The 24,588-nt window shown below is 45.3% G+C and carries 30 protein-coding genes; 15 read left to right on the forward strand and 15 right to left on the reverse strand.

All coding sequences use genetic code 11. The features are described from left to right. Positions 1-14: 14 nt before the first annotated feature. Together pth and VX730_03895 are read right to left on the reverse strand one after the other, a co-directional pair. Positions 15-578, reverse strand: a complete 564-nt coding sequence (gene pth, locus VX730_03890; GenBank protein ID MEC9291523.1) for an aminoacyl-tRNA hydrolase — start codon at positions 576-578, stop codon at positions 15-17. A 28-nt stretch (positions 579-606) separates the two neighbouring features. Then, positions 607-1,263 (reverse strand): 50S ribosomal protein L25/general stress protein Ctc, encoded by a 657-nt coding sequence (locus VX730_03895; GenBank protein MEC9291524.1) that lies wholly within the window; start codon positions 1,261-1,263, stop codon positions 607-609. A 275-nt stretch (positions 1,264-1,538) separates the two neighbouring features. Between VX730_03895 and VX730_03900 the strand changes: the two genes are divergently transcribed. Beyond that, positions 1,539-2,582 (forward strand): GMP reductase, encoded by a 1,044-nt coding sequence (locus VX730_03900; GenBank protein ID MEC9291525.1) that lies wholly within the window; start codon positions 1,539-1,541, stop codon positions 2,580-2,582. 201 nt (positions 2,583-2,783) lie between these two features. Then, the gene (locus VX730_03905; protein ID MEC9291526.1) at positions 2,784-3,038 is read left to right on the forward strand and encodes a hypothetical protein; all 255 of its coding nucleotides are present in this window, start codon (positions 2,784-2,786) and stop codon (positions 3,036-3,038) included. A gap of 271 nt (positions 3,039-3,309) precedes the next feature. Here the strand turns inward: VX730_03905 and VX730_03910 are convergent, their stop codons facing one another. Further along, positions 3,310-3,576, reverse strand: coding sequence for a hypothetical protein (locus tag VX730_03910; protein MEC9291527.1), 267 nt, complete (start codon positions 3,574-3,576; stop codon positions 3,310-3,312). An 87-nt stretch (positions 3,577-3,663) separates the two neighbouring features. Further along, on the reverse strand, positions 3,664-4,395 hold the full coding sequence (locus VX730_03915; GenBank protein MEC9291528.1) for an MJ0042-type zinc finger domain-containing protein: 732 nt from the start codon (positions 4,393-4,395) through the stop codon (positions 3,664-3,666). 318 nt (positions 4,396-4,713) lie between these two features. Here VX730_03915 and VX730_03920 point away from each other — a divergent pair, with 318 nt between their 5' ends. From VX730_03920 to VX730_03940, 5 genes are all read left to right on the forward strand, one after another. Further along, the gene (locus tag VX730_03920; protein MEC9291529.1) at positions 4,714-5,400 is read left to right on the forward strand and encodes an ATP-binding cassette domain-containing protein; all 687 of its coding nucleotides are present in this window, start codon (positions 4,714-4,716) and stop codon (positions 5,398-5,400) included. A gap of 15 nt (positions 5,401-5,415) precedes the next feature. After that, a complete protein-coding gene (locus tag VX730_03925) occupies positions 5,416-6,267 on the forward strand; it encodes a hypothetical protein (GenBank protein ID MEC9291530.1) in 852 nt (283 codons plus the stop codon). 101 nt (positions 6,268-6,368) lie between these two features. Next, entirely contained in the window at positions 6,369-6,851 is a 483-nt protein-coding gene (locus VX730_03930) for a YdcF family protein (protein ID MEC9291531.1), read from the forward strand. A 29-nt stretch (positions 6,852-6,880) separates the two neighbouring features. After that, positions 6,881-8,638 (forward strand): tetratricopeptide repeat protein, encoded by a 1,758-nt coding sequence (locus VX730_03935; GenBank protein MEC9291532.1) that lies wholly within the window; start codon positions 6,881-6,883, stop codon positions 8,636-8,638. A gap of 111 nt (positions 8,639-8,749) precedes the next feature. Beyond that, positions 8,750-9,364 carry a superoxide dismutase gene (locus VX730_03940; protein ID MEC9291533.1) on the forward strand — a complete coding sequence of 205 codons (615 nt, stop codon included), beginning with the start codon at positions 8,750-8,752 and terminating at the stop codon, positions 9,362-9,364. Positions 9,365-9,414: 50 nt separating this feature from the next. Here VX730_03940 and VX730_03945 read toward each other — a convergent pair whose 3' ends face one another. Genes VX730_03945 through VX730_03965 form a run of 5 tightly spaced genes read right to left on the reverse strand, consistent with a single transcriptional unit; the run spans position 9,415 to position 12,926 of the window. After that, positions 9,415-9,798 (reverse strand): hypothetical protein, encoded by a 384-nt coding sequence (locus VX730_03945; protein ID MEC9291534.1) that lies wholly within the window; start codon positions 9,796-9,798, stop codon positions 9,415-9,417. Then, positions 9,785-10,093, reverse strand: a complete 309-nt coding sequence (locus VX730_03950) for a heavy metal-associated domain-containing protein (protein ID MEC9291535.1) — start codon at positions 10,091-10,093, stop codon at positions 9,785-9,787. Before VX730_03950 ends, VX730_03945 begins: the two co-directional genes overlap by 14 nt. A 15-nt stretch (positions 10,094-10,108) precedes the next feature. Further along, positions 10,109-10,747 (reverse strand): hypothetical protein, encoded by a 639-nt coding sequence (locus tag VX730_03955; GenBank protein MEC9291536.1) that lies wholly within the window; start codon positions 10,745-10,747, stop codon positions 10,109-10,111. Positions 10,748-10,797: 50 nt separating this feature from the next. Further along, on the reverse strand, positions 10,798-11,184 hold the full coding sequence (locus VX730_03960; protein ID MEC9291537.1) for a hypothetical protein: 387 nt from the start codon (positions 11,182-11,184) through the stop codon (positions 10,798-10,800). Between the two features lie 23 nt (positions 11,185-11,207). Further along, complete coding sequence (locus tag VX730_03965; GenBank protein ID MEC9291538.1) at positions 11,208-12,926, reverse strand: hypothetical protein; 1,719 nt, start codon at positions 12,924-12,926, stop codon at positions 11,208-11,210. Between the two features lie 244 nt (positions 12,927-13,170). Between VX730_03965 and VX730_03970 the strand changes: the two genes are divergently transcribed. Continuing rightward, on the forward strand, positions 13,171-13,776 hold the full coding sequence (locus tag VX730_03970) for a hypothetical protein (protein ID MEC9291539.1): 606 nt from the start codon (positions 13,171-13,173) through the stop codon (positions 13,774-13,776). A gap of 95 nt (positions 13,777-13,871) precedes the next feature. Here VX730_03970 and VX730_03975 read toward each other — a convergent pair whose 3' ends face one another. Further along, positions 13,872-14,057: a hypothetical protein gene (locus VX730_03975; protein MEC9291540.1), complete on the reverse strand. Its 186-nt coding sequence runs from the start codon at positions 14,055-14,057 to the stop codon at positions 13,872-13,874. A gap of 106 nt (positions 14,058-14,163) precedes the next feature. Between VX730_03975 and def the strand changes: the two genes are divergently transcribed. From def to truA, 3 genes are all read left to right on the forward strand, one after another. After that, positions 14,164-14,730, forward strand: coding sequence for a peptide deformylase (def, locus tag VX730_03980; GenBank protein MEC9291541.1), 567 nt, complete (start codon positions 14,164-14,166; stop codon positions 14,728-14,730). Between the two features lie 110 nt (positions 14,731-14,840). Further along, positions 14,841-15,776, forward strand: a complete 936-nt coding sequence (gene fmt, locus VX730_03985; protein MEC9291542.1) for a methionyl-tRNA formyltransferase — start codon at positions 14,841-14,843, stop codon at positions 15,774-15,776. Further along, positions 15,773-16,519, forward strand: a complete 747-nt coding sequence (truA, locus tag VX730_03990) for a tRNA pseudouridine(38-40) synthase TruA (protein ID MEC9291543.1) — start codon at positions 15,773-15,775, stop codon at positions 16,517-16,519. Before fmt ends, truA begins: the two co-directional genes overlap by 4 nt. A gap of 430 nt (positions 16,520-16,949) precedes the next feature. Here the strand turns inward: truA and VX730_03995 are convergent, their stop codons facing one another. Then, positions 16,950-17,312 (reverse strand): ribosome-binding factor A, encoded by a 363-nt coding sequence (locus VX730_03995; GenBank protein MEC9291544.1) that lies wholly within the window; start codon positions 17,310-17,312, stop codon positions 16,950-16,952. A gap of 258 nt (positions 17,313-17,570) precedes the next feature. Between VX730_03995 and rimP the strand changes: the two genes are divergently transcribed. Genes rimP through infB form a run of 4 tightly spaced genes read left to right on the forward strand, consistent with a single transcriptional unit; the run spans position 17,571 to position 22,956 of the window. Continuing rightward, positions 17,571-18,104 (forward strand): ribosome maturation factor RimP, encoded by a 534-nt coding sequence (rimP, locus tag VX730_04000; protein ID MEC9291545.1) that lies wholly within the window; start codon positions 17,571-17,573, stop codon positions 18,102-18,104. Positions 18,105-18,108: 4 nt separating this feature from the next. Next, complete coding sequence (nusA, locus tag VX730_04005; protein ID MEC9291546.1) at positions 18,109-19,935, forward strand: transcription termination factor NusA; 1,827 nt, start codon at positions 18,109-18,111, stop codon at positions 19,933-19,935. Between the two features lie 39 nt (positions 19,936-19,974). Continuing rightward, entirely contained in the window at positions 19,975-20,493 is a 519-nt protein-coding gene (locus tag VX730_04010; protein MEC9291547.1) for a hypothetical protein, read from the forward strand. Between the two features lie 3 nt (positions 20,494-20,496). Next, a complete protein-coding gene (gene infB, locus VX730_04015; GenBank protein ID MEC9291548.1) occupies positions 20,497-22,956 on the forward strand; it encodes a translation initiation factor IF-2 in 2,460 nt (819 codons plus the stop codon). A 76-nt stretch (positions 22,957-23,032) separates the two neighbouring features. On the opposite strand, the gene VX730_04020 is transcribed toward infB, so the two are convergent. From VX730_04020 to VX730_04035, 4 genes are all read right to left on the reverse strand, one after another. Continuing rightward, positions 23,033-23,296 carry a hypothetical protein gene (locus VX730_04020; protein ID MEC9291549.1) on the reverse strand — a complete coding sequence of 88 codons (264 nt, stop codon included), beginning with the start codon at positions 23,294-23,296 and terminating at the stop codon, positions 23,033-23,035. A gap of 30 nt (positions 23,297-23,326) precedes the next feature. After that, complete coding sequence (locus VX730_04025) at positions 23,327-23,575, reverse strand: hypothetical protein (protein MEC9291550.1); 249 nt, start codon at positions 23,573-23,575, stop codon at positions 23,327-23,329. Positions 23,576-23,643: 68 nt separating this feature from the next. Next, a complete protein-coding gene (locus VX730_04030; GenBank protein MEC9291551.1) occupies positions 23,644-24,021 on the reverse strand; it encodes a CrcB family protein in 378 nt (125 codons plus the stop codon). A 32-nt stretch (positions 24,022-24,053) separates the two neighbouring features. Next, positions 24,054-24,584, reverse strand: a complete 531-nt coding sequence (locus VX730_04035; GenBank protein MEC9291552.1) for a hypothetical protein — start codon at positions 24,582-24,584, stop codon at positions 24,054-24,056. Positions 24,585-24,588 lie beyond the last annotated feature (4 nt).

A 24,588-nucleotide genomic window follows, 5' to 3' on the forward strand; every position in this document is an offset into this window, starting at 1 on the left:
ATTTAATAAATGAACTATAGAGGTTCGTTAGGGTTTAAAAACTTTGCGCCATCACCAGACAGAAGAGCTGGCAAACGAGGCATGTATGTTTCAATCACTTTTTCAGTTTGGGTAAATTCATCAGCAGGGGCTTTACGTAGCACATACCCGCTTACTTCATGTTTGTTGCCAGGGTGGCCGATACCAATACGCATTTTGTGGTAGTTCTTGCCACTTAAGTGCTGGTCAAGAGACTTAATGCCATTGTGGCCGGCGGCACCACCGCCTTGCTTGAGTTTGATCTGGTTAGGTTTCAGATCAAGTTCATCGTAAATGACATAAACGTTTTCAGGCTTAATTTTGAAAAATTTACAGGCAGCGCCGACACTTTCACCGCTCAGGTTCATGAATGTGTAAGGCTTAAGAAGGATGGTGTCTTCACCATCAATGCTGCCTTTCACAAACTCACCTTTAAACTTTTCTTTCCAAGCACCAAAGGCAAAATGGCGATGGATAAAATCCACCGCCATAAAGCCGACATTGTGTCTCGTATCTGAGTACTTTTCGCCAGGATTACCAAGTCCAACAATGAGTTTCATGTTAGATATGCTCTCCTGTCTGCGAAAGTTAAGCTTCAGAGCTTTCGTCAGCGCCTTCAGTTGCTTCTTCAGCACCTTCAGCTCCTTCTTCGCCTTCAACTTCTTCTTCAGCGTCTGCACCCTTAGTTGTACGAGTTGCAAGAACGTTAAGTACAGTGAATTCACGGTCTTCAGTTAGACGTACACCTTCAGGAAGGTCGTCACCAGATACTTTCGCGCTTTCACCAACTTTAAGGTCAGCAACAGAAACTTCGATGAAGTCAGGAATACTGTCCGCACGGCAAATAAGTTCGATATCGTTACGTAGGTAAGAAAGTACACCACCCATCTTGATACCTGGAGACTGCTCTTCGTTGATCGCTTTAATGCGTACAGCAACACGTACTTCACGTGCAGGATCGAAGTCAGAAAAGTCGATGTGGATCACTTGCTCGCTTACTGGGTGGCGTTGTACGTCACGTGGTAGAACTTGCATGTCTTTACCATCAAGCTTTAGGCTTTGTGGAGTTGTGAAGAACTTACCAGCTTTCATAGCCATCATAAGGTCGTAAGATTTAACTTCAATGTTGAGTGTGTCCATTGATGGGCCGTAAACAACAGCAGGAACCATGCCTGTGTTACGTGCAGCGCGTGCGCTACCTGTGCCCAATACTTTGCGAGAGTTCGCAGTAATTGTGTGTGTCATTAGGTTTTTTCCTTTCCTTGACGCAGTTACTCATCAATTCCTGAAGGCAGGTTTTGCCTCCCCAATTGCGCATTTCTACGCAAAAGTGCTTTCTATGTAGAGAGTTGTATGCGGTTTGTCAAGGTTATCTTCATTATTTGTCTGAGGTTTATGATCTTTTTACGTGACAAATATTTTCAGCTCTGTACCATCTATAAGGAAGAAGTGCTTTGTTTCTTGAAGCGATTTTTCCACCAGACCCAGACTGTAAATAGGAAAAGAAGGAAAACGCTGAGATGCGTATTGAAACAGAGGTAAAACTGGACTTTAAAGATGTGTTGATTCGTCCAAAGCGCTCAACACTTAACTCAAGAAGAGATGTGGAAATTGAGCGCGAGTTCAAAATGAAGCATTCAAACCGTACATGGAGTGGCGTACCGATTATCGCTGCGAACATGGATCATACCGGTACATTCGACATGGCAAAATCACTGGCACAATTTGGTGTGCTCACGGCAATTCATAAATTTTATAGCGTAGATGAGTGGAAAGCTTTTGCTGAGGAAAACCCAGATGTTCTTGAGCGTGTCTTTGTTTCAAGCGGTACATCTGATGCGGACTTTGAAAGAATGTCTGAAATTATGAAAGTAGCGGATTGCCCGAATATCTGTATTGATATTGCCAATGGCTACAGCCAGCACTTGGTAGATTTTGTGCGCCGTGTACGTGAAGCATACCCAGATAAGATCATTATGGCCGGTAATGTAGTCACAGGTGAAATGGTTGAAGAACTGATTATTTCAGGTGCGGATATTGTTAAAGTGGGTATTGGTCCAGGGAGTGTATGTACAACGCGTCGTCAAACGGGGTGTGGCTATCCTCAACTTAGCGCCATTATTGAATGTGCAGATGCAGCACATGGTCTAAAAGGCCTTGTGTGTGGTGATGGGGGTTGTACCGTGCCGGGTGATGTCGCTAAAGCGTTTGCTGCCGGTTCTGATTTTGTCATGCTTGGCGGTATGTTGGCTGGCCATGATGAATCAAGTGGTGAAATCTTTGAACATGAAGGCCGTAAGGTGAAGCGTTACTACGGTATGAGTAGTGAAGAAGCGATGAAGAAGCACATGGGTGGCGTCGCATCTTACCGTTCATCTGAAGGGAAAAGTGTGAACGTTCCTTATAGAGGTCCTGTATCAGGCACAATGCAAGATATCCTTGGCGGTGTGCGTAGTACATGTACGTATGTAGGGGCTGAACGTTTGAAAGAACTTACAAAACGTACGACTTTTGTGCGCGTAACGCAGCAAATTAACGATATTTTCACGCCTTACAATATCTAAACACTGCTGCAAATGCGCTTTTGCCTGCTGGATTCGGCTTATGTATGCTTTATACACTGCGCCTGCATGCATTGGTAAAATCACATTTTCGCAGGCGTTTAGAGGATTGTAATTTCAGAATAATATCAAAAAATACCCCGTGTCTCTTGACATGGGGTGTTTTTATCCTACATTGTTGTATGCAAACGAAAGGGTATAACCGTGCGCATTCTATTTACACTGAGTTTTCTAATGGCTTCTACAGCCGCTTTTGCTATGGATCCTATTGAAGGTCGCTCAATTGATTCTTTTGAGCCAGCAACATCTGACCCAATCATGGATATCATGAACCTAAATGAAATTTCTCCTGCGGCAGGCCTAGGGAACAGTATTATCCCTAGCCGTCCACGAGACAAAGACGATGCTCGTTCTCTATACTTTGACCTGAAATCAGTTTCTGGTGAGGGTGAGTTTTAATGAAGCATCTTTTGGTTCTTGCTTTTATAGCGCTTGTGTTCACAGTAACAGCTTGCGGTAAGCGTGCTGATGTTCAACCACCAGCAGATTACATTCAGCCTGAGCGCTCATACTAAGTTCGTGTGGTTCTAACTTCTCTATCTTTCATCTGTGCTTCGCTCATGTATTACTTAATACACATCGCTCATTCAGTTAAAATTTAGAAAAGTTATTCCTCACACTTTACGTTCTATGAAAAAGCCTCCCAGTTGGGAGGCTTTTTCAATGTCGTTTAGCGGGCGATGTGGTGACGCATGAAAATGCACACATCTTTTGCCGCGTCATAATCAGGGGTGGCTTCGCCGTTTACCCATTTGGTGACGCTTTCACTGGCAATGCCGCAGTTTTGGCTGATCAGCTGTGCGCCTTTCTCGATGTTGCCTGCAAACATTTTTACAGCAGCTTTGAAGTGCTCGGAAAATGTTTCGGGACGTTCTTCAACATAAAGGCAGTGTCCTTCAATGGTTGCATGAATAGCGCCTTGAGAGAGAGTTGTCATGATAATGTTCCTTTTGGGAGCTAGAGAAACGTAAAGAGAGAGTAGGTTTAGGGGCTATATAGAAGTAAGGAGTATGAATGTCAAGGGTTACGGTCTGAATTGAACCGTGTACGCATCAATATCTTCTAGGTTTGGATTAAAGAAGCGGCAGACCCAAGATGTACTTTCACCTGCACCAAGTGGGCTTTTTTCAACCTGAGCCACCCATTCATCGATGGCAACACCAGATGCATTAAAGAGTGTGACGCTAAGCTTTGGTACTGTAAGGGACATGTCTTTACGGTTGGTCACTTTACCTTGGAAAGTCAGGACAGTGAGCTCACCATCTTTAGAAACAGTACGCTCAACCGCACCAATCTGGAAGACGTCTGATTGAACCACTTTATTTTTTTCAGACACACTAAAGCCAAACGTTTTGTAGAAGGCAGTTGTTTGAGGAACCATCTTTGTAAGAGGGCCTTTGAGTGCGAATAGAATCGCAAACATAATTAGGATAGCTCCCAAAATGGCACCAGTTGATTTCAGGATTGCTTTTTTCTTCATGCGAACACGACGATCATGAGCCGATTCAATTGGTTCATCAACCAGAGGATTTGATGGTGGAAGAGGAGCTTGCGGGAATGGTGCACGCTCTGGCACAGCCGGTGCAGCCGTTTCTTCTGGTGCATCTGTATCTGGTTCAGGAAGGACATCTTCAGGCTCGCTTACCGCAAACCATTGGTGTTTACATTTGCCACAACGTACATCACGCCCTTCAGCAGGGAATGTGTCAGGGTTCACTTTAAAGCGAGAACTACAGTTGGGGCACGTAATAATCATGATCTTTATGATACATGATTTTTGGCTTAATGGGATGCCTTTGAGAAAATTTTTTGCGATTCCTTAAGATGGGTGTTGCACTTTACACAAACTGGAACAAAAACGGGTTTGTCTCTATAATTTGTTGAAACGCTCTTGCACTTTTAGGTATCATTAAATACACTGCGATGAATGGGGCATCCTTGTATTCTCAAATAATGAAAACACGGCAAAAGCAACCTCGAAATAAGTGATTTAGAAGCAGTCATGAATACATTGAAATGAATTCTTGCAGGCTAAAGATACTTGTGAGCGGTTTAAAAATAACGGGATATATAAATGATTCAGCTGGATAACGTGACGCTTGAATATGGTAAGAGTACACGCGTACTCAACAATGTGTCGTTTCAGCTTGAGTCTGGTTCATTCCATTTTCTAACAGGCCCCTCAGGTGCGGGTAAAACCAGTATTTTTAAACTGATGTACATGGACCTTTTGCCAACAGCTGGCAACATCACTCTGTTTGGCCGTAACACGAAGACGTTAGACCGTGATGAAGTGTCTATGATGCGCCGTAAGATGGGGCTTGTGTTTCAGGATGATAACCTTCTGCCACATTTAACGGTACGTGAAAACGTTGCTCTGCCACTGAGTCTTCATGGGCCTCTTAAGCCGGAGCAAACAAAGTGTGTTGATGAAATTCTTGATTGGGTGGGCTTGTCTCATCGCCTTGATGCATATCCAGGAACGCTTTCAGGTGGTGAAAAACAGCGTGCCTCTATTGCGCGTGCTGTTGTTGCGCGTCCAAAATTCCTGATTGCGGATGAGCCAACTGGTAACGTAGATGATGAAATGGCGCGTCGTATTATGTACCTATTTGCGGAGCTGAATAAGCATGGAACAACAGTGCTGATTGCAACGCACGATGCAGCGATTCTTAAAGCCTTCCCATATCCACGTTTGTACTTGCGTGGTGGCAACATTATTAAAAAAGTACCTGAACAAACTGTAAAAAGAACAGCCTAAGGCAAAGCAGATTTTATGATTTTTGGAACCTTTGACGCTTCTGCGAGAAAAGCACTTTCGCTCAATAAAGACCGCGTGTTTCGTGCGTTTACAATTCTTATTGTTATCCTTGGATGGGTGTGCGGTATTGGTACGGCTGGTTTGGTTACGCTTGAAAATGTATATGGGGCTTGGCAGCTTAAACAGCGTAGCCAACTGACGCTTTACCTTTCAACAGATGTGACAGGAAAAGAAATCGAAGAACACCTTACAGTGCTCAATACGTATGATGGCGTCGATTCATCAAAAGTTCTCACAGATGAAGAAACGCGTGCGCTTCTTGAGCCTTACTTTGATAATGCGCAAAGCTTCCCTGTACCTAAAGTGGTTGAATTTAACGTGACGCAAGAGCTAAACCGCTTGCAGTTTGATGGCAAGGTTCTTGAACTTTTCCCAACGGCTGAAATTGACGATGCACGCTCAGTGCTTGAGAGTGTGGCGCGTGCAGTTCGTGCGACTCAAGGGGTAACACTTGCGCTTTCATTGGTTGTGTTTGCTGTGGTTGCGTTTGTTGTGTCACTTGTGGTGCGTGCAGGTGTACGTGGCCAATCTAAGAGCCTTAAAATGATGCAATACATGGGGGCAAGTGATAGCTTTTTGACGCGTTTGATTCTAAACCAAGTCTTTTTGCGCGCGTCTCTCGGGTGGCTATTTTCAACAGCGATTATTGTTCTTACATTGCTTATGACAATGATTGGTCTTCCTGAGCTTGTCACCTACATGCAGCCATCGGTTTGGATTGCAGCTGCGCTAGTACCTGTTGGACTTATTGTTGTGGCACTATTCATGACCTATCACACAATGAAACAGATGGTAAAATCGTTTTGAAACTGAGATCTAAGTGTCTCATTTTCTGCGCAGTGGCGTTGCTCTCTTTTTACGCCATATCAGGGATTATTTTCCTCAGTCAGGTGTTTTTAACACCAGAATTGACAGCAAATTCAGTTAAAAATGAAAAACAATTGGTTTTATTTACAGGTCAGCCTGAGCGCATTTATGCACTGAGGGAAATTTTGGCTTATGGCTATGCTGGTACTGTGTTTTTAAGCGGGGTAAACCCACAGGTCTCTATAGAAGATGTGCTGCCTGATGGGACTGGTCTTGCGGACATTGATATGGATTATGCTTCACAAACAACCAAGGAAAACGCCGTAAATACGGCACTTTGGCTTGGATATGAAGAAGAGGCGCAGCCATTTGTCTTTATTACAAACCGCTATCATATGCCACGGAGTTTACTTTTGCTGAAAGCGGAAGGCCTAGAAGATTTTGCTATCCCATACCCTGTTTCTGGTGGCTTCAAACCTGTGAGATGGTGGCGTGAATATCACAAATGGTTGTGGGTCAATATGGATTTTTATGCTCATTTGTCTGAAATGATAGGCAAAATCGGCTTGGATCGTGCATCATAAGAACTTAAGAACTCAAAATAGGTAGTGATATGAAAGGAATCGTCAAAGTGAGCTTGCGTTTAGCAATTCTTGGAAGTGCAGCAGGGCTTATTGTTTTTACTGCGTGCACGCTAACTAAAGAGCATGATGCGCTGTCCTTTGGATATTCAAAGGATGCTGTTGATATTCCTGCACCGAGGGAGCCGGGCATTGCTGCGGCTGGTGCTTACCTAAAAGCACGTATTGCTGAGTCTCGTGGTGACCTAGAGGCTGCTGCTCAGTTTTATAAAGAAAGTGCGAGTGTTTCTGAAGGAGACCTTGCTCTTAACGAGGCCGCTTTTACAACACTTCTTGCTAACGGTGATATTGAAGATGCTCTGTTTATTCTGAATAAAATGGACGGTGTGCAAGAGATACCGCCACTCGGTCATATTCTACTGGCCAGCGAAGCTGTGAAGCTTGGTAACACGACAAAAGCGCGTTTGCATGTCGATAAAGCGACAGAAACTTCACCGCGTCTCTTGCACTTTAAGCTCATGAGTTCTTATCTTGATTACGCAGATGGTACATCTGTTTCTGATATTCAGGTAGACCTTGCTGGCTTTAAACAGCATGAAGTGCTTCTACCGCAAAAGCTTTTCCATATGGGGCGTATTTATGAGCGTGCTGGTGAACTAGAAAATGCACGTGAAGCATACATTGCTTCTCTTGCACAAGATGCTTCATCTCTGTTTACAGTGCTACGCCTTGGCTCAGTACTTGAGCGTACAGGCGATAAAGAAACTGCTGTTGAAATGTACAACCAGTTCAACATGAATAACCCTGATAGTGTGCTGCTAGACCAAACAATGCAGCGTCTTGGTCAAGGCAGTGGCCCTGATCTTGTGGATGCGCAACTTGCTGCAGATATGGCAGATGTTCTCTTTAGTTTTGCAACGCTTATGGTGTCTCAAGGTATGGACCTTGCGGGTCGTCAACTAATGCATATGGCGGATTATCTAGATCCGAGCTACCCATTTACAAACTTCTATCTTGGTATTGTTGAGGAGCAATCAGGTCGTCCTGAAAAGGCGATTGCTTACTACAGCAAAATCCAAAAAGGTGACCGTGCTTACCTAGCAGCTCAAGTCCGTATTGCAGAATCTAAATTCTCGCGAGAAGAGAAAACAGATGCTGTGGAAATGTTGCAAACACTTACACAGGAACGCCCAGAGCTTCCTCTTGTGACACGTGCACTTGCTGAAATGTATTACGACATGAGTGATTATCCGAAAGCAATTGAGCAGTTTGCAAAACTCCTCAGTGACCTTGAAGAACCTGAGCGCCACCATGCCGTTCTTTTCTTTGCACGTGGTGCAAGCCTTGAGCGTCTTGGTAAATATGATGAAGCCGCAGTAGATCTGCAAAAAGCAATTTCATTGGAGCCTAACAACCCAATGGCTCTGAACTATCTTGGTTACATGTGGGTGAATCAGAACAAGAATATTGATGAAGCGTTTGATTACATCAAGAAGGCTGTTCTCTTGAAGCCTAATGATGGTTCGATTATTGATAGCCTAGGTTGGGCGTACTACCGCATGGGTGAGTATGACAAAGCAGTAGGCTTCCTAGAACGCGCTGTTGAGCTTGAGCCAACAGATCCGACAATTAATGCCCACCTTGGTGATGTGTATGAAAAGCTTGGTCGTGACTCTGAAGCGATGCTGCAGTGGGAAAGAGCACTTGGCTTTGACCCTGAGTCAGCAGAAGAGCGTCTGCGTTTGCGTGGTAAGATCAACGGTACAGAAACGGCTGATTCTCTACACTAAGTTTAAACGATACAAAAAATGTACTATTTAAAGGGTCAATCAATTGACCCTTTTTTAATTGTCCCTCATACTCTGGTGTGCAAATTAAGATTTAAAAAGAGGATGCCAACTATGAGCACATTTACGCTACCAAGCCTTCCATATGCTTACGACGCGCTAGACGCCGTGATTGATGCAAAAACAATGGAAACACACCACTCTAAGCACCACCAAGCTTACGTAGATAAACTGAATGGTGAGGTAGATGCAAATGCTGAGCTTCAAGGTAAAGGCCTTGATGATATCGTAAAGAACATCTCTAACTACAGCACAGGCACACGTAACAACGGTGGCGGTCACTGGAACCACTCATTCTTCTGGAACCTGATGACGGCTCCAGGTACTGGTGGTGCACCTTCAGCTGCTCTTGCTGACGCTATTAACGATGCTTTTGGTAGCTTTGATGCTATGAAAGAAAAATTTAACGCTGCTGGTGTTGGTCAGTTTGGTTCTGGCTGGGCATGGATCATTGTAAAAGATGGCAAGCTAGAAATTACAAGCACACCAAACCAAGATAACCCACTTATGGATGTGGCGCCTGTCAAAGGAACACCAATCCTTGGGAACGACGTATGGGAACATGCGTACTACTTGAAGTATCAGAACCGTCGTCCTGACTACCTGAACGCATGGTGGGACGTTGTGAACTGGGACGTTGTGTCTAAGCACTTTGAAGCAGCTCTATAAGAGTCGAATTAAGAAAAGCCCCTCAAGTGAGGGGCTTTTTTAGGGCTTGATTACAGGAGAATCTTTGCAGCAAGGAAGGCAAAGAAGAACCCGGTGCTATACACAACCCAAGAGAAGATCAGTATGGCAATACTGATCTTTCTAAGTCTTGCGCAGGCTTTAGCTTGTTTTGGGTCTGCAGGACAAGGTGCATTGCGCGCTTTGTACTGCATGAGGCTTGCAAGGCAGAGCATCACAAACGCACCTCCAAAAACGGCACCTTTATATTTACTCAAAGCAATCAACCATGGAAATGTGCTAACGAGCCCTGCAAGAGTTGCTCCCATTCCAAGTGTCACCATCAGGGCAGGGAGTGCGCAGCACACCAAGGTTCCTGTAGAGGTGAACAAACTAAGAGTGGGTAACCCTAAGCTTTTTAGGTTAATGGGTTTCATTGCACTCTCCAGTCTCTTTACGGATGGCTGTCGCTGTGTAGCCTGCATCAGTCATTTCTTGTGTGAGGCGCTCATCGGACATAATTTCAATGCCATCAGCAAAGCAAAGCTCTACAACGCCGTTATCAAGGTCTACCTTTGCGTGGTGAGCACCGTTTTCTTCTACAAAGACTTTTTCAACGGCTTGGGCGCAGAAGTCGCAAACCAGTCCATTGACATCAATTGTAATTTTAGTATCTGCAAATGAAGCCATAGGCAGGAGAGCTGTTGTCATAATAAGTGTTTTAAGTTTCATGAGTATTTATCCTTTTTAAAATCTGTGAATGTAGTTCAGCATGGCTTTGCCGGTATCAAGCTGTACGCCAGCTTCAAGCATGTCTCTGCCTTTAAAGAAACGCACCAGTGGCGTTGCCGTAAAGGTTTCGTCTATGTCATCTGGGCGGTGGTCTACTTGCAGCATCAGCCATGTATGTAGGTCACCGTAGTCACCAATGTATGGCGCAATACCAATGCGGCCTGTTTGGTGAAAACTGCTGCCTTTTGTGGCCACAGCTTCAACGTGAGCTTCATAAGAGACAAAGTGACGTCTGGTTTCCCAATCCGTGGCAAAGGCAAGGCTACCTGCTGGATCAATATCGGCTTCTTTAGAAGAAATGCCTGCAAAGGTTTTCAGGTAAAAATTGGCCTGAGATCCTTTTTTATTGATGCGCTTGAGCAGGTGATTCACTTGGATACCGCCAAGGTGTGTGTTGTCATCTTGTTGATTTTCGTAACGTACACCAATGCTCTTTTTAAACGTTGGTGAGTAATGCACATGAAGTGATGTGCGATCAGCGTCATGCATTTGCATGACAGTCCAGCCGCCAGGGTATGAGACTGGGCGAGCATATGCGCTAAGGCTTACAACACTTGCAAGAAGCGCATAGGTACATAGTTTTGTTTTATTCATAGGTTTAAATCCTGTTTAAGTTTGTTTTAAAAGACTAAAAACAGGGGAGGCTAGATACGGAATCTCTGTGTTGTGAGATAAATTGGAGGGGCGTGAATATCAATGCTATCTGCAGCAAGAACAAGTTTTGCACCCTTAGAGGATGTATGTTCACCCCATTGTTGTGGAGCATGCATAATTGCTTGTGGCAGATCTGGCAGTTCAAGAGTTTGAAGCGTACCGTCACTTAGGCCTTTTTCTGCAAGGGATTGAATATTACACAATGTTTGTGCATGGCTGATTTGTTCATCTGTTGCTACCTGATGGCAATCTGGCATATCAGCCGCAACTGTTGCTTCAGTTGCAATGCGTGCTTCAGAGCATGGTTGAGCAAAGCTTAACGTATTGCTAAGTAGCAATACAAAGAGTGTTAATACGTTGATCCATGTCTTATACATATTTAAAGTATGGTACTTTTTTACTACTTTTTCAAGCTTGTTGCGACAGGGGTGAATTTAGACTCATCCACTCTAAGCAGGTACACATGCTCTTGCGGAAGGGCTGTTTTAAGCAGTTTACTAATGGTTTTGTCAGGTGTGGTGATGAGTAGGTGGTCCACATTTTTTTGTTGTAGATAGGCTCTAAATTGGGCACGGGGAGCTTCTCTGGCCCAGTCTCTTGCATCAATATAGTTGATACTGCCATCGCTTTTCATCATCAGCCAACGGCCATAGTTATTCACTTCGGTTTTGTCCCAGATTGCAATTTTCTGCACAGGAGATTTGTTGAGCGTGCTGAGAATATGGTTCTCCTTAGGAAGGTGTGTGTGTTGCGTGTATGGCAGATAAAGAACCTGCGCAATAAAGGCAAGGCCCATCATGGCGCCGCCCCATGCCCATGGGCTGTTATACGTAGTGCGTGCATAAGAGGACGTACTGTATAAGTGCACAGCTGTTTGCCAAAACGGAACCAATAGAACAAAGCCAAGGACAGCTTCTGTTACAGGCTTTCCGCTAATAAAGAGAAGAAGCCATACAATACTTAACGCGAGTGTAAGAAGAAGGCTTGCAGGTTTATATGCGCGACCAAGAAGGCTAAGCACAAACCAAACCAACATAAGTGTCATAGTGATGAGAATAATGCTTAAGACTTCTACAGAAGGTGTCATAAAGCTTTGCCATTCCCAAGGCCAGTACCCTGAAACAAATTGACGGTTCATGCTCATACCTAAAACACCAGCAACTAAAATAAAGATGCCGCCACGGATGCAGCCTGCACGTTTCATCTTTGTTTCTTTCATGGAACGTAGAATCCAAACAAGGCTGATTACACCAACGTAAAAGATGCCTTCTGGCGCAGCAAGGGTAAGGAGTGTCGCTGCAAAAGCTGTCAGGCCAGCTTGTCCTCTAAAAGGCAGTTCACCATGTTTAAGGAGTGGGGCGCATAGCGCGAGGAGGGCGCAGGCCGCAATAATGCTTGGCTGAAATTCTAGAATTTTTCCTGTTGAGATCATTGGGCTTAAAAGTACAAAGCTGAGCGCAAGCCCACCAGTGACAACAGCAACATTACTCCATCTAACGCGCAGATCGCAGAGTCTGACCATGCTAATAAGGGCGAGTATACAGAGAATAAGGTTAAGAGAGAGCGCGAACTGACTTGCTTTAAAGCGTCCAAACATATCATCTAATACTGGTACGCTATACCAAGCTGGAGGGTGCTGGAGAACAGTGCTTTGCCACGCAGGAATATCATAAGCGGCAGGGAGGGTGCTGTACTCAGTTTGAATAAGGTTGGGGATAAGCCAGTATTGCCATTCATTGGCAGAAGTCACAGCGTCCTGAGATATAATCGCTAATGTTGGGAAGAGGGTGAGAGCCAGTAAAATAAAGAGAACACGGTTCATTTCTTTGGCTTCTGGAACAGCTTTTAAACCGCGCCTGCATGTAATCAGTAAAACAAGCGCGAGAAAGATAAAGCTAGAAAAACTATGGGCAATTGGTAGTCCACTGTAAATCATAGGAGTGGCAATAAGGAGATATACGCCCATGCCAGCAACAATGGTGGATAGTGGGGTTGTGAGTGCAACATCTACGGTGCGGCCACGTTTTAAAATGGCGAGCCCCATCAGGTGATAGCCATAACAAACAAGAATCATCAGGCCAAATAGGCTGAGAGAGTCAATGGTATATGTATCTAACATGCTTCCATTATATCCTTGTATGCAAAAATTGTCAGTTTTATGAGGGGCTGTTTTGTTGGGAGGCCTATAAATCTTTACGAGGCCATGTGGCGGACTTATCAAAGTTTGCTTTTGGCAAACCAAGTATTCCGTTTTCACGTGGTCTCAATCGAAGACCCTTCTGCCTCTGGGGAGAGGCTTTTTACATGATGCGTTCCCTCATTGATTTGTCGCATCTATTTCTATGGCTAAGGAGGATCCTGCCATGACTACCAAGACCAACACCACTGCCCGCGAAGCTCTGGATGCACAGCTGGTTGCTGAGCGTAAAGCTCAGGCCGCCATTGGCAACTCTGCCGAGGCGCGTATCGCAAAGGCGCAAGCCAAGCGTGATCGCCAAGCCAATCGCAAGCCGCAGCAGAAAAAGCAGGAGCGTCGTCCGACGCACTTCGCAACTCGCTATCAGAAACGGGCCTGTCAGGTTCTGGTTCATGGTAGCGCGAAAGCGGTTTCGGAAATGGCGAAGTTCATCGCTGAACGTGCGCAACAGCGTGGCGCTGAAGTGGTTGTCGTTCCGGCCCAGGTGCTGGAAAACGAAGCTGCGCAGGCCGCACTGAAGGACGCTGGCATCTGGCCGCCGAAGTCGGGTTCGTATCCGCAATGGTCGGCTGACCCGAACTTCACTGCTGAAGAGCCCGAGCGCAAAGCCCCGAAAAAGGGCAAGCGCGATGGCAATGGGCAGCGCCCGCAGCGCAAATCTGGCTATGTTCAGCCTGGTACTGGCCGTACAAAAAACCCCTATGCGGGGATGAGCACGGCAGAAGCCAAGGAAGCGCTGGCAAAAGGCAAAATCAAGCCTGCTGGTAAATAAATCGGAGTAGGAGTGGGCGTTGCATTAGCAGCGCCCATTTCATTTTTTGTATAGCAAAAGCCGCCTCAAAATTGAGACGGCTTTTTTAAATCGGTTTAGCCAAGCTTGGCTTTTTCAGCATTGATCCATGCGCGCAGGTTGTTCATGCGTTCGCGCATTTCAGGTGTAACCAGCTCGGTTGGGGATGTGATGCCGTTTTGACGGAAATTACGTTCACGTGCCCGAACACGCGTTTCGAATTCAGCTTGCTGTGCGGCAGGGTCAAAAGGTTTGTTGCTCATGGGATGCTCCTTAAAGCTTGAGAAAAAGAGAAAAAAGATGTAAATATCGAGAACATAAGTACAGTGAGTTACTGAGATTGTCAATCAAGAGTAGATAGATTAGAAAATGCCTGTTTTAGATATTGTTATTGCCCCGCACCCTGTTTTGAAAACAATGTGCACCCCTGTTGAAACCATCACAGATGAGATGCGTGAGTTGATGGATAACATGATGGAAACGATGTACCATGCGGGTGGTGTAGGTCTTGCTGCCCCTCAAGTGGGTGAAACGATGCGTATTTTTGTGGCGGATGTTGGTGAACTGGACGACGAAGGCAAGATTAAGCAAGGTAAGCCTTATAAGTTTGTGAACCCTGAGATTATTGAAATGAGCGACGACTTGTTTGTATATGATGAAGGGTGTCTGAGCATTCCAGGTTTCTTTGAAGAGCGTGAGCGTCCAAATACAATTAAGCTGAAGTATCTAGACGAAACAGGTAAAGAGCATGTGGAAGAGTTTGATGGTCTTATGAGCTTTTGCATTCAGCACGAAATTGAGCACCTTGATGGCGTGCTGTTTACAGATCACGTGTCTCGCCTGAAGCGTGAGCGTGTGATGAAGAAGCTGACGAAAGAGAAAAAGCAAGGCATCCAGTATTACAAGAAGCACGGCGAAGACTGCAGCTGCTGTTAAAGCGACTTTTTATGATTTTTTCAGGCTAAAAGGCGTTTTGCCTTCTGTGCCTTTAAAATAATAAAAATTCATCTTTAATTATATTTTTGAACCGGTAGGGAATAAAGTTTATGGGAAATAAAAGAATTGTCTTTATGGGCTCTCCTGCGTTTGCAGTACCTGCTCTTGAAACATTGATTGCAGCATCAGATGTTGATGTTGTTGGTGTGTTTAGCCAACCCCCTAAGCCAGCAGGTCGTGGCCATAAGGAAATGCCGACGCCTGTGCATGCGTTAGCTGAAAAACACGGTATTCCTGTATTTACGCCAAAGCGTTTTCGTGAAGAGGCGCAAGCAACCCTTAAAGAGTTAAACCCTGATGTTGTGTGTGTGGCGGCGTATGGCCTCTTACTTCCTGAGGTCGTTGTAAACAGTTACACATGTTTGAATATTCACCCTTCTGATTTGCCACGTTGGCGTGGGGCGAATCCACTAGGCTTTACAGTTCTTGAAGGGGATACCAAAACAGCTTGCTGCATTATGCATATGGATAAAGGTATGGACACAGGTGCAGTGTACTTGCGTGAATACTATGACCTACCAGCAGATATTACGACAGGTAAGCTCCATGACTGGATGGCTGAAGAAGGAGCAAGACATCTTCTGACTGTTGTGCGTGACTTAGAAAATTTAGAGGCTGTTCCACAAATGGAAGAAGGTGAAACTTATGCCAGCAAGTGGAGCCGTGAAGATATCAATACCATTCGTGAGCTTAACATTGCTGAAATGACAGCAAATGAGTTTTGCCAGCGTGTTCGAGGCCTTTCACCTTGGCCGTCTGCACAGATGAGCCTAAAGGGCGAAACAGTAAAAGTGCTTATGGCGGAACCCGTAGAGGGGGCTGGTGAAGCAGGTACAGTTCTTTATGCAAATAAAGCAGATGGTTTTATAATTGCAGCAAAAGAAGGTGCTGTTCGTATGGTAACGCTTCAGCGTGCAGGTAAAAAGGCTGTGAGTGCCGCGGACTTTCTGAATGGTTTTGCAATTGAGGCGGGAGAGAGCGTGTGAAACGCCTAAAACTCACACTTGAATATGACGGCACAGCTTTTTACGGCTATCAACGTCAAACAGATCCACCTTTAAGGACCGTTCAAGGTACGCTTGAAGATGGTCTGAAAACCATTCTTTCACTGGATGAACTGAAAACATCTGTGTGTGGTCGTACGGATCGTGGTGTGCATTCACTTGGGAATGTTGTGCACTTTGATGTGGAAGAGGATGTGGACACGTATAAGCTGATGGGTGGGCTCAATCATCTCTGTCGCCCAGGCCTTGCTGTTGTGCGTATTGATGAAACAGATGAAAGCTTCCATGCGCGAAGGGCATGTTACGAGCGTGAGTATATTTACAAAATTTATACAAGGCGCCAGCCTTCTCCTGTACGTGAAGGGCGTGTAGCACATGTGCTCTATAAGCTTGATTTCTCAAAAATGGAACAGGCGGCTAAGTGCCTCATTGGTGAGAAAGATTTTAGTGCCTTCCGTGCAGCAGGGTGCCAATCATCTACGCCAATGTGCAATCTTACAAAACTTGAGCTGACTCAGCATGATGATGAAATTCATGTTCGTATCGCAGGCAATCACTTCCTGTACAATATGGTGCGTATCATATGTGGAACACTGGTTGATATTGGCCGTGGTAAACTTCCAGAAAACTCTATGCAAACAATTCTAGACGGCAAAGACCGAACAAAAGCCGGCATAACAATGCCGGCTGAGGGGCTTTACTTTGTAGAAGCAAAATATAAGTAGTGTATGAAAAGCAAACGCGAGGACAGAATCCTCGCGTCGCTTTTTTTCGATTAGGCTTTCGCCTTTAAAATGCAGAGTTTGGACCCCTGCTAAATCTTGAAAAGGAATGACCTCTCCAAGTTATGGTGGTTCTGAGGTGTGAAGCCTCTCTGCACCGGTAGTTTTTTAACCTCCAGACCTTCCATGAAAATACATGGTGCCAAGTTTGGTGGTTTTTTGCGACTTTTGATCGCCTTGAAAATAAATGCAGGATGGGTTGGCTTCCCGCCAATGTGGTAGGACATTCTACCGCAATGGTTTCCTGGCATTTGTCAAAAGTTGCCCTTCACGTGTGATACTCAATGCCTAGTAGCACGGGCTGTGTTTGTAATATAAGTATGGGAAGGGCTGAATGCATTTTCAACCCCTAGGAGAATAAAAAATGAAAAAATTAGCTTTCAAGTCCCGAAAGGTTGCGGATACGCTCACTTGCTTCTTGTGCCATAATGTAGCTTTCATCAAAGGCAAATTTTAGTTTAGGAATATATTTAATACGTAGGCGACCAAGTGCCTTTTGGTACAGGTAAGCATCGCTGTTGAGTGCTTTTACAAGATCTTGTTTGTCTACTGACGGGTCCAGGGCACTCACGTAAACAGTGGCTGTTCTAAGGTTTGGTGCCACATCCATATCTGTGACTGAGACCATTGCCTGTGTCACAATAGGGTTGCCTGAATCATTACGCGTTAGAGCCGTTGCAATTTCGGCTTTCATCAGTTCATTCACGCGGACTTGGCGATCTGTTTGTGGTTTCATTGTTTAAATCCTTTAACTATTTCCGTTCTATATATAGTGAAATGTATACGCCTTGCAAGGGGGAGCTGCATTATTTTGCTGAAAAGTTCGCCTTTCCCCTTGCATTTAAAAGAAAACCCTCCTATATTCCCAACCAGTGATGGAGAGTTACTCTCCTCAGCCGCCTTCCGCGGCACACAAATCCGACAGTGTTGGTGGAAAGATGGGAAGGCGCGAGGCCTTATTTTTTTATATGAATTTAGGTAAGACAAAGTAGATATGACATTAAAACCAGTTGAGCAAAAAATTTGGGATATGATCGCCCCTGATATTGAGGCGATGGACCTACGTTTGGTACGTGTTCAGTTAAGCGGTGGCGATAAATCAAACAAGCTACAAATTATGATTGAACCTTTAGAATGCACGGCACAAAACCGTGTATCTGTGGATGTGGATGAATGTGCAGCAGTATCGCGCACAGTTTCTGTGATTCTAGATGTAGAAGACCCAATTAGCACAGCTTACGAACTTGAAGTGAGCAGCACAGGCGTGGAACGCCCACTTGTGCTGTCACATGATTTTGATTGGTACAAAGGTGACCGTATTAAGGTGTCTCTTGTAGACGCTGTTGACGGCCACAAAACATTTTTTGGCATTTTGGACGGCATTGATGGTGACACTATCACTGTGACGGAAGAATCAAAAGGCGAGACAGTTTCTTTTGATTACACCAACGTGCATAAAGCGCAAGTTGCTCTTTCTAAAGAGCAGTTTGCTGAGTTGATGAAACCCTTAACCGAAAAAGGAAACTAAGGACATGGCGCTAGAGCTTATCCAAGTTGCGGACGCAGTTGCCCGCGAGAAAAACATCGATAAACAAATGATTTTGGACGCAATGCAAGACGCGATTCAAATGGCTGCTCGCCGTAAATACGGTCAGCACCTTGATATCCGTGCAAAGCTAGATCCTGTAACAGGTGATGTGGCCCTACGTAAAGTACGTACGGTTGTTCAGCGTGTGATGGAATACGTAAGCGAGGATGAAGTTCGTCTTGCAATCCGTGAAAACCGCGAGCCAGAAATGCGCCTTGCGATTGATCGTAAATCAGGCAAGCCACTTGATGAGAACGATATTCAAGTGACTGAAGCTGCTGCACAAGCGCACAAAAAAGGCGCCGTGATTGGTGATGAGCTTTCAGAAGATATGCCTCCAATGGACTTTGGTCGTATTGCTGCACAAGTTGCGAAGCAAGTGATCTTCCAGAAGGTACGTGACGCTGAGCGCGAAAAGCAGTACGAAGAGTTTAAAGACCGTCAAGGTGAGATTATCAGTGGTATCGTTAAGCGTACAGATCACCGTGGTATTCTTGTAGACCTTGGCCGTGGTGAAGCGTTCCTTCCACGTGAAGAAATGATCCCACGTGAGTCATTCCGTCAGAACGACCGTGTACGTGCGTACATCTACAAAGTAGAGCAAAACCCACGTGGCGCGCAGGTATTTATTTCTCGTTCACACCCAATGTTCATGAAGGCTCTTTTCAATGAGGAAGTGCCTGAGATTACAAACGGTATGATTGAAGTTGTAAACGTTGCACGTGACCCAGGTTTCCGCGCGAAAATCGCTGTAAAATCACATGACCACAACATGGACCCAGTTGGTGCATGTGTAGGTATCCGTGGTGTACGTGTACAAGCTGTAACAAACGAACTTCAAGGTGAGCGCATTGATATTATTCAGTGGAGCCCAGACCCAGCACAGTTCCTTGTACAGTCTCTTTCTCCTGCGGAAGTGAGCAAGGTCGTCCTTGATGAAGATGAAAACCGCATTGAAGTGGTTGTGCCAGAAGACAAGCTAAGCCTTGCAATTGGTCGTCGTGGTCAGAACGTACGTCTAGCCTCTATCCTAACAGGTTGGGACATCGATATTATGACTGAGCAAGAAGAGTCTGAGCGTCGTGAGAAAGAAACAAAATCTATTACTGAGGGCTTTATTAAGCGTCTTGATGTAGATGAGAACATTTCTCAAATCCTTATGTCTGAAGGCTTCCGTAGCGCTGATGAACTTCTCCTTGTTTCTGTAGATGAAATTGCTGCGATTGAAGGCTTTGATGAAGGTATTGCGAGCGAACTTCAACGTCGTGCGCAGGCATCTGTAGATGCTCTGAAAGAAGAAATGGAGAAAAAAGGTGTTGAGTCTGAGCTTTCAGAACTTAAAGGCATGTCTCCAGATATTCTACAGGCGCTTGTTGAAGGGAACATCACAACACGTGATGACTTCGCTGAGCTTGCAACAGATGAGCTTATGGAAATGATTCCATCAGGTATGCTGTCTACATCTCAAGCTGAAGCGCTAATTATGGAAGCGCGTAAGCACTGGTTTGAAGGCGAAGAAGAAGCTGAAACTGAGCTTAAGACATCTGAAGAAACTCTTGAAAGCCTAGAAGGCATGACGCAGGAGCTTCTTGCAGTGCTGACTGAAAAGGAAATCACAACACGTGACGACCTTGGTGAGCTTGCGACAGATGAGCTTCTTGAGATGCTTCCTGCGAAAATGCTAACAGAGAAAAAAGCTGAAGGCATGATCATGGAAGCACGCAAACACTGGTTTGCGGATGAAGCATCAACAACAGCGGCGCACGCGTAAGCGTCCCCTGTAACGATGTAGATAAGGACTCACAAGTTGGTGCCCCGTACAATCGCTCAAAACTGCGCGGTGTGCGGGGCATCTGCTTTTATAGAGCTTATCAAAGATCCTGCTGGCACGTATTGGCCAGCACATAGTGGACACGGTTTTGAGGGGGTACATGTGTGCTTGAACAGGGCGTGTTTAGAGAGCCTTGAAAAAGGAGAGTCTCTCCCCCATAAAGTGGATGGCTTTCTGTTAGGGAAAGTGAAGAAGTCCATTAGTATGGCCCGTAAATCAGGTCATATTATTGTGGGGCAGGATGAAGTTGATCTTGCATTTAAATCTGGCAGGGGTGTGGCTCTTGTCATAATTGCAGAAAATGCAGGGAATAGCGTACAGCGCCTTTCCCAAAAATGGGCGGAAAAACTTGACGTTTTCCACCTTCTAGATAAAGATGCACTTGGCGAATGCCTAGGCTTTGGGGAGTGCAGTGTACTCGGCCTTAGCTTTAAAGCAAAAAGTGCACGCACTGAAATTCGCCGCTACGTAAAGTGGCAACAGACACAAAAGAGGTGACATATGAGCGATAAAGACAACACGAACGATAAACCAAAGACATCAGGAACGCTAAGCCTGGGAGGAACTCTCAGTGTGGGTGGTGGTCAATCACGACCAAAGAGCGGGATTGCTGTAGAGGTACGTCGTCGTCGTTTTAACACACCTGCAGAAGGGTCTGATGCTGCGGCACAGATTGATACGTCAGAAGATAGCGAACTTGCGCGTCGTGCTCAGGCACTTGAAGAAGCGAAGAAAAACGCTGCTGAAGAAGAGAAGCGTCGCGAAGAAGAGCGTAAGCAAGCTGAGCAGCTTTCTCAAATGAAAGCGGACCAAGCTGAAGAAGCGAAGCGTCGTGAAGAGGAAGAGGCAAAACGCCTTGAGGCAGATCGCCTTGCTAAGGAAGAAGCTGAGCGTATTGCGAAAGAAGAAGCGGCTCTTGAAGCTGTGCGCCAAGAGAAAGCGCAAAAAGAGCGTGAAACGAAGCGTGAAGATACACGTAAATCTTCAGGTAAACCAAAGCAATCTGAAAAGCGTGCAGGCCGTGCAGCTTACACAGGTGGTCTAGGCCAGCGTTTCCGTACAATCCCTAATTCAAAACGTCGCGGTAAAAAGAACGCTGGCCCTGTGGTTCAGGAAGAGCGTGAAAAGGTAATCCGTGATGTAGAAATTCCAGAAAATATTACAGTGCAAGAGCTGGCTTCTCGTATGAGTGAGAAAGTTGGTGAAGTGGTGAAGAAGCTTATGATGATGGGTCAGATGGTGACGCAGAACCAAAGCATTGACCAAGATACAGCTGTGATTATTGTTGAAGAATTTGGTCACCGTTACACAACTGTAAGCGATGACGCTCTTGAAGAAGAAGTAACAACATTTGAAGATGATGCGAAGAGCCTAAAAGGTCGCCCACCAGTGGTGACAGTTATGGGTCACGTTGACCACGGTAAAACAACGCTTCTTGATGCGTTACGTACAACAGATGTTGTAGGTGGTGAAGCCGGTGGTATTACACAGCATATTGGTGCCTACCAGGTGAAAACAAAAGCTGGTAAGCACGTCACATTCCTAGATACACCAGGACACGAAGCCTTTACTGCTATGCGTGCGCGTGGTGCATCTGTAACGGACGTTGTTATTCTCGTTGTATCGGCAGACGATAGTATTATGCCTCAAACGATTGAAGCGATTAACCACGCAAAGAGTGCAGAAGTGCCAATCATTGTTGCGATTAACAAGATTGATAAGCCTGATGCAAACGTTGACCGTGTCAAGCAAGACCTTCTCAGCCATGACCTTATTCCTGAGGACTTTGGTGGTGACATCGTATGTGTGCCAATTAGTGCCAAGCAACGTACAAACCTTGATGAACTGATTGAAATGGTTCTTCTACAAGCTGATATGCTTGACCTGAAAGCCAACCCAAGCCGCCGTGCAAACGGTATTGTGATTGAATCTCGCCTTGATAAAGGTCGTGGTCCAGTGGCAACGGTGATTGTTGAAGGTGGTACGCTGAAGAAGGGTGACATCTTTGTCATGGGTACGGTACAAGGTCGTGTACGTATGATGCTTGATGATAAAGGTAACGCTGTTAAAGAAGCTGAGCCTGCAAGACCTGTAGAGCTTGTTGGTCTTCAAGCGGCAGCTGAAGCTGGTGATGAGTTTGTGGTTGTTGAGAATGAGCGTAAAGCCCGTGAAATTATTGACTTCCGTGAAGAAAAACGCCGCGAAGCGATTGCTGCAGCTGGCCCATCTGCAACGGATCTTCTGTTTGGCCGTATTAAGGAGGGTGAAGATACAATTCTTAACGTTGTTCTTAAGGGTGACGTACAGGGTTCTGTAGAAGCCATTAAAGATGCGCTGAACAAGCTTGAAACAGCAGACTCTAAAGTGAAAGTGGTTCACAGTGGCGTTGGTATTATTACTGAGACGGATATTACTCTGGCACAGACGGCTGGCGCTGCGGTTGTTGGTTTCAACGTTCGCGCAAACCCACAAGCGCGTACTCTTGCAGAGCGTGAAAAGATTGATATCCGTTACTACAACGTGATCTACAACCTTATTGATGACATTAAAGCCGCTATGGCAGGTCTTCTCTCTCCAGATGAAATGGAGAACGTGATTGGTCAGGCTGAAGTCCGTCAGATCTTCAAAGCTGGTAAGACGAAGATTGCTGGTTGTATGGTAACGTCTGGTGTGATGCGCCGTGACGGTAAGGTTCGCCTGATCCGTGATGGTAAAGTGATTCTAGATGGTCAGATTGATGGCCTGAAGCGCTTTAAGGATGATGCTAAGGAAGTTGCTGAGAACTACGAGTGTGGTATTACACTTGCGAAGTTTGATGACGTACATGAAGGTGATATCATTGAAGCTTACGAAATTGTTGAGATTGAAAAATCTGTTGCTGACCTTGAGCGTGCAGCAAAAGACAAACGTGAGAAAGATGAGCTGGACGAGCTTGAAAAAGCTACAAATCCAGACGCATAAGCGCACAATTCCATAAATGAAAAGCCCCGCAACTGCGGGGCTTTTTAATGTCGATTTTTCGGCGGCAAGATCAGGGTTAGCTTTTGCTTCTGAACAAGCCAAGGATCAGGTTTACAGCCACAACGGCAACCCCAGGGCCAAAAACAAACAACCACCATGCAGAGCTTGAAAAGAAGAACATCACAATGATGCCAACAATCATACTCATGATAAAGGTTCCAAGAGGTTTAAAACCCTCTACGCCGGTATCGTGTTCATCAATCATGGCGAATGATGCAATAACGGTTACGGCAAGGCTGAACAGAACCATGAGAAAGAAAATGAAGCCAGTTGCTTCCATGGGAAAAACTCCTAGAGGTTAAGGGGGAAGTTAGCGCAAGGAAATCCATATCCATGCGTGAGTGGTGAGAGCGGCCGCACACGGGCCAAAGACAATAACCCACCAAGGGAGGGTGGTCAATGTGCTCAGTACAAGAAGGCCTAAAAAGGCTATACCTGCAATGGCAATGCATAGCAACATGATTTGATTATGCACAAAATGGCTGCCTCCCATTAAAGGTAAGGCTGCGCCAATAACGACACCAGTTGCGCTCAAAATAAACAGAAAGACTGTTAGCATTTAGAGGCCTTATGCAAAGAAGAGGAAAGAAAGGTATGATTTCAAAAGAAATTAACCTGCGCTGTATACTAAGTCAATAAGAAACGCAGAATCCAAAGCCCTGATACAAAAGAGGTGAGTGTTCCAAAAATGGAAAAGCTAACATAAATAAGACTGAGAGTATAATCCCCGCGTTCTAGAAGTAGGAATGTTTCCATTGTAAATGTTGAAAAAGTAGTAAAGGCACCAAGGCACCCAACCACAAGGAAGGCTTTCATAGGTAGGGAGGTATAGCCTTTAAGGGCAAGGTATTCAACCAGGCAAGCAAGTAGAAAGGCGCCAAGTACATTTACAAGGAAGGTAGCAAGGGGAAAGCCTGAAGCAGGTGTTGGAATAATGGTATTAAGGCTATGGCGCCCAAGAGCACCAATGGCACCACCTAGCATGACAGCAAGCCAAATCGGCATAGCTTAAACTTTCTCATTGTTATGCAGCTAGTTTAGCGTGAATGATCGAGCTCGTCACCTAATGCATCTATAATATCTTCTGCTATGGCTTCACGAGCTTCTTCAGGGTCACCAATGACATCTTTGTAGGCTTCCATCATAGGACCTCCAGTAATAAGTCCGTCAGGGTATTCGTATTCATCACTGTCAATGACATACACGCCGCAATAATCCATGGCTCTTTGCAGAGTTGCTGTCGTATTTTTAATGGCATATTGGCCTGCTTCTAAAAGCTCTGAATCAAGGAGCCTTTGTACTTCTGGAGAATTTAAGGCTTGTGTGACACGCTCTTTTTGCTGAGGGTCTTGAACAAGGCGGGAAACATCTTCCTCTGTGAGCGGCATTTCGCCTGCGCCAGAGTCTTTATCATAGCCTGCCGTGAGGAGATCACTAACAACAGCTTGTTTCAGTTCTTCATCATCCATATGTTCAACAGAGTAAACATCGGTTTGAACAACATCCCAACCATATGAATCATGAAAGCGTTTTGTTCGTTGTGGCTGTGTGAATTGTGAAATATCCATAAAA

Source organism: Pseudomonadota bacterium, assembly GCA_036141575.1.
In the GTDB taxonomy this organism is placed as follows: domain Bacteria; phylum Pseudomonadota; class Alphaproteobacteria; order UBA2136; family JAPKEQ01; genus JAPKEQ01.

What these genes read in the sequence shown, in the direction of transcription:
- VX730_03975 (MEC9291540.1), bottom strand. Translation starts at nt 14,057, where the DNA reads ATGAGCAACAAACCTTTTGACCCTGCCGCACAGCAAGCTGAATTCGAA.
- fmt (MEC9291542.1), top strand. Translation starts at nt 14,841, where the DNA reads ATGGGAAATAAAAGAATTGTCTTTATGGGCTCTCCTGCGTTTGCAGTA.
- VX730_04020 (MEC9291549.1), bottom strand. Translation starts at nt 23,296, where the DNA reads ATGGAAGCAACTGGCTTCATTTTCTTTCTCATGGTTCTGTTCAGCCTT.
- pth (MEC9291523.1), bottom strand. Translation starts at nt 578, where the DNA reads ATGAAACTCATTGTTGGACTTGGTAATCCTGGCGAAAAGTACTCAGAT.
- rimP (MEC9291545.1), top strand. Translation starts at nt 17,571, where the DNA reads ATGACATTAAAACCAGTTGAGCAAAAAATTTGGGATATGATCGCCCCT.
- VX730_03925 (MEC9291530.1), top strand. Translation starts at nt 5,416, where the DNA reads ATGATTTTTGGAACCTTTGACGCTTCTGCGAGAAAAGCACTTTCGCTC.
- VX730_03900 (MEC9291525.1), top strand. Translation starts at nt 1,539, where the DNA reads ATGCGTATTGAAACAGAGGTAAAACTGGACTTTAAAGATGTGTTGATT.
- VX730_03960 (MEC9291537.1), bottom strand. Translation starts at nt 11,184, where the DNA reads ATGTATAAGACATGGATCAACGTATTAACACTCTTTGTATTGCTACTT.
- VX730_04035 (MEC9291552.1), bottom strand. Translation starts at nt 24,584, where the DNA reads ATGGATATTTCACAATTCACACAGCCACAACGAACAAAACGCTTTCAT.
- VX730_03935 (MEC9291532.1), top strand. Translation starts at nt 6,881, where the DNA reads ATGAAAGGAATCGTCAAAGTGAGCTTGCGTTTAGCAATTCTTGGAAGT.
- VX730_03915 (MEC9291528.1), bottom strand. Translation starts at nt 4,395, where the DNA reads ATGATTATTACGTGCCCCAACTGTAGTTCTCGCTTTAAAGTGAACCCT.
- infB (MEC9291548.1), top strand. Translation starts at nt 20,497, where the DNA reads ATGAGCGATAAAGACAACACGAACGATAAACCAAAGACATCAGGAACG.
- VX730_03945 (MEC9291534.1), bottom strand. Translation starts at nt 9,798, where the DNA reads ATGAAACCCATTAACCTAAAAAGCTTAGGGTTACCCACTCTTAGTTTG.
- VX730_03940 (MEC9291533.1), top strand. Translation starts at nt 8,750, where the DNA reads ATGAGCACATTTACGCTACCAAGCCTTCCATATGCTTACGACGCGCTA.
- VX730_03950 (MEC9291535.1), bottom strand. Translation starts at nt 10,093, where the DNA reads ATGAAACTTAAAACACTTATTATGACAACAGCTCTCCTGCCTATGGCT.
- def (MEC9291541.1), top strand. Translation starts at nt 14,164, where the DNA reads ATGCCTGTTTTAGATATTGTTATTGCCCCGCACCCTGTTTTGAAAACA.
- VX730_03920 (MEC9291529.1), top strand. Translation starts at nt 4,714, where the DNA reads ATGATTCAGCTGGATAACGTGACGCTTGAATATGGTAAGAGTACACGC.
- VX730_03970 (MEC9291539.1), top strand. Translation starts at nt 13,171, where the DNA reads ATGACTACCAAGACCAACACCACTGCCCGCGAAGCTCTGGATGCACAG.
- VX730_03965 (MEC9291538.1), bottom strand. Translation starts at nt 12,926, where the DNA reads ATGTTAGATACATATACCATTGACTCTCTCAGCCTATTTGGCCTGATG.
- nusA (MEC9291546.1), top strand. Translation starts at nt 18,109, where the DNA reads ATGGCGCTAGAGCTTATCCAAGTTGCGGACGCAGTTGCCCGCGAGAAA.
- VX730_03955 (MEC9291536.1), bottom strand. Translation starts at nt 10,747, where the DNA reads ATGAATAAAACAAAACTATGTACCTATGCGCTTCTTGCAAGTGTTGTA.
- VX730_03895 (MEC9291524.1), bottom strand. Translation starts at nt 1,263, where the DNA reads ATGACACACACAATTACTGCGAACTCTCGCAAAGTATTGGGCACAGGT.
- VX730_03910 (MEC9291527.1), bottom strand. Translation starts at nt 3,576, where the DNA reads ATGACAACTCTCTCTCAAGGCGCTATTCATGCAACCATTGAAGGACAC.
- VX730_04030 (MEC9291551.1), bottom strand. Translation starts at nt 24,021, where the DNA reads ATGCCGATTTGGCTTGCTGTCATGCTAGGTGGTGCCATTGGTGCTCTT.
- VX730_04025 (MEC9291550.1), bottom strand. Translation starts at nt 23,575, where the DNA reads ATGCTAACAGTCTTTCTGTTTATTTTGAGCGCAACTGGTGTCGTTATT.
- VX730_03995 (MEC9291544.1), bottom strand. Translation starts at nt 17,312, where the DNA reads ATGAAACCACAAACAGATCGCCAAGTCCGCGTGAATGAACTGATGAAA.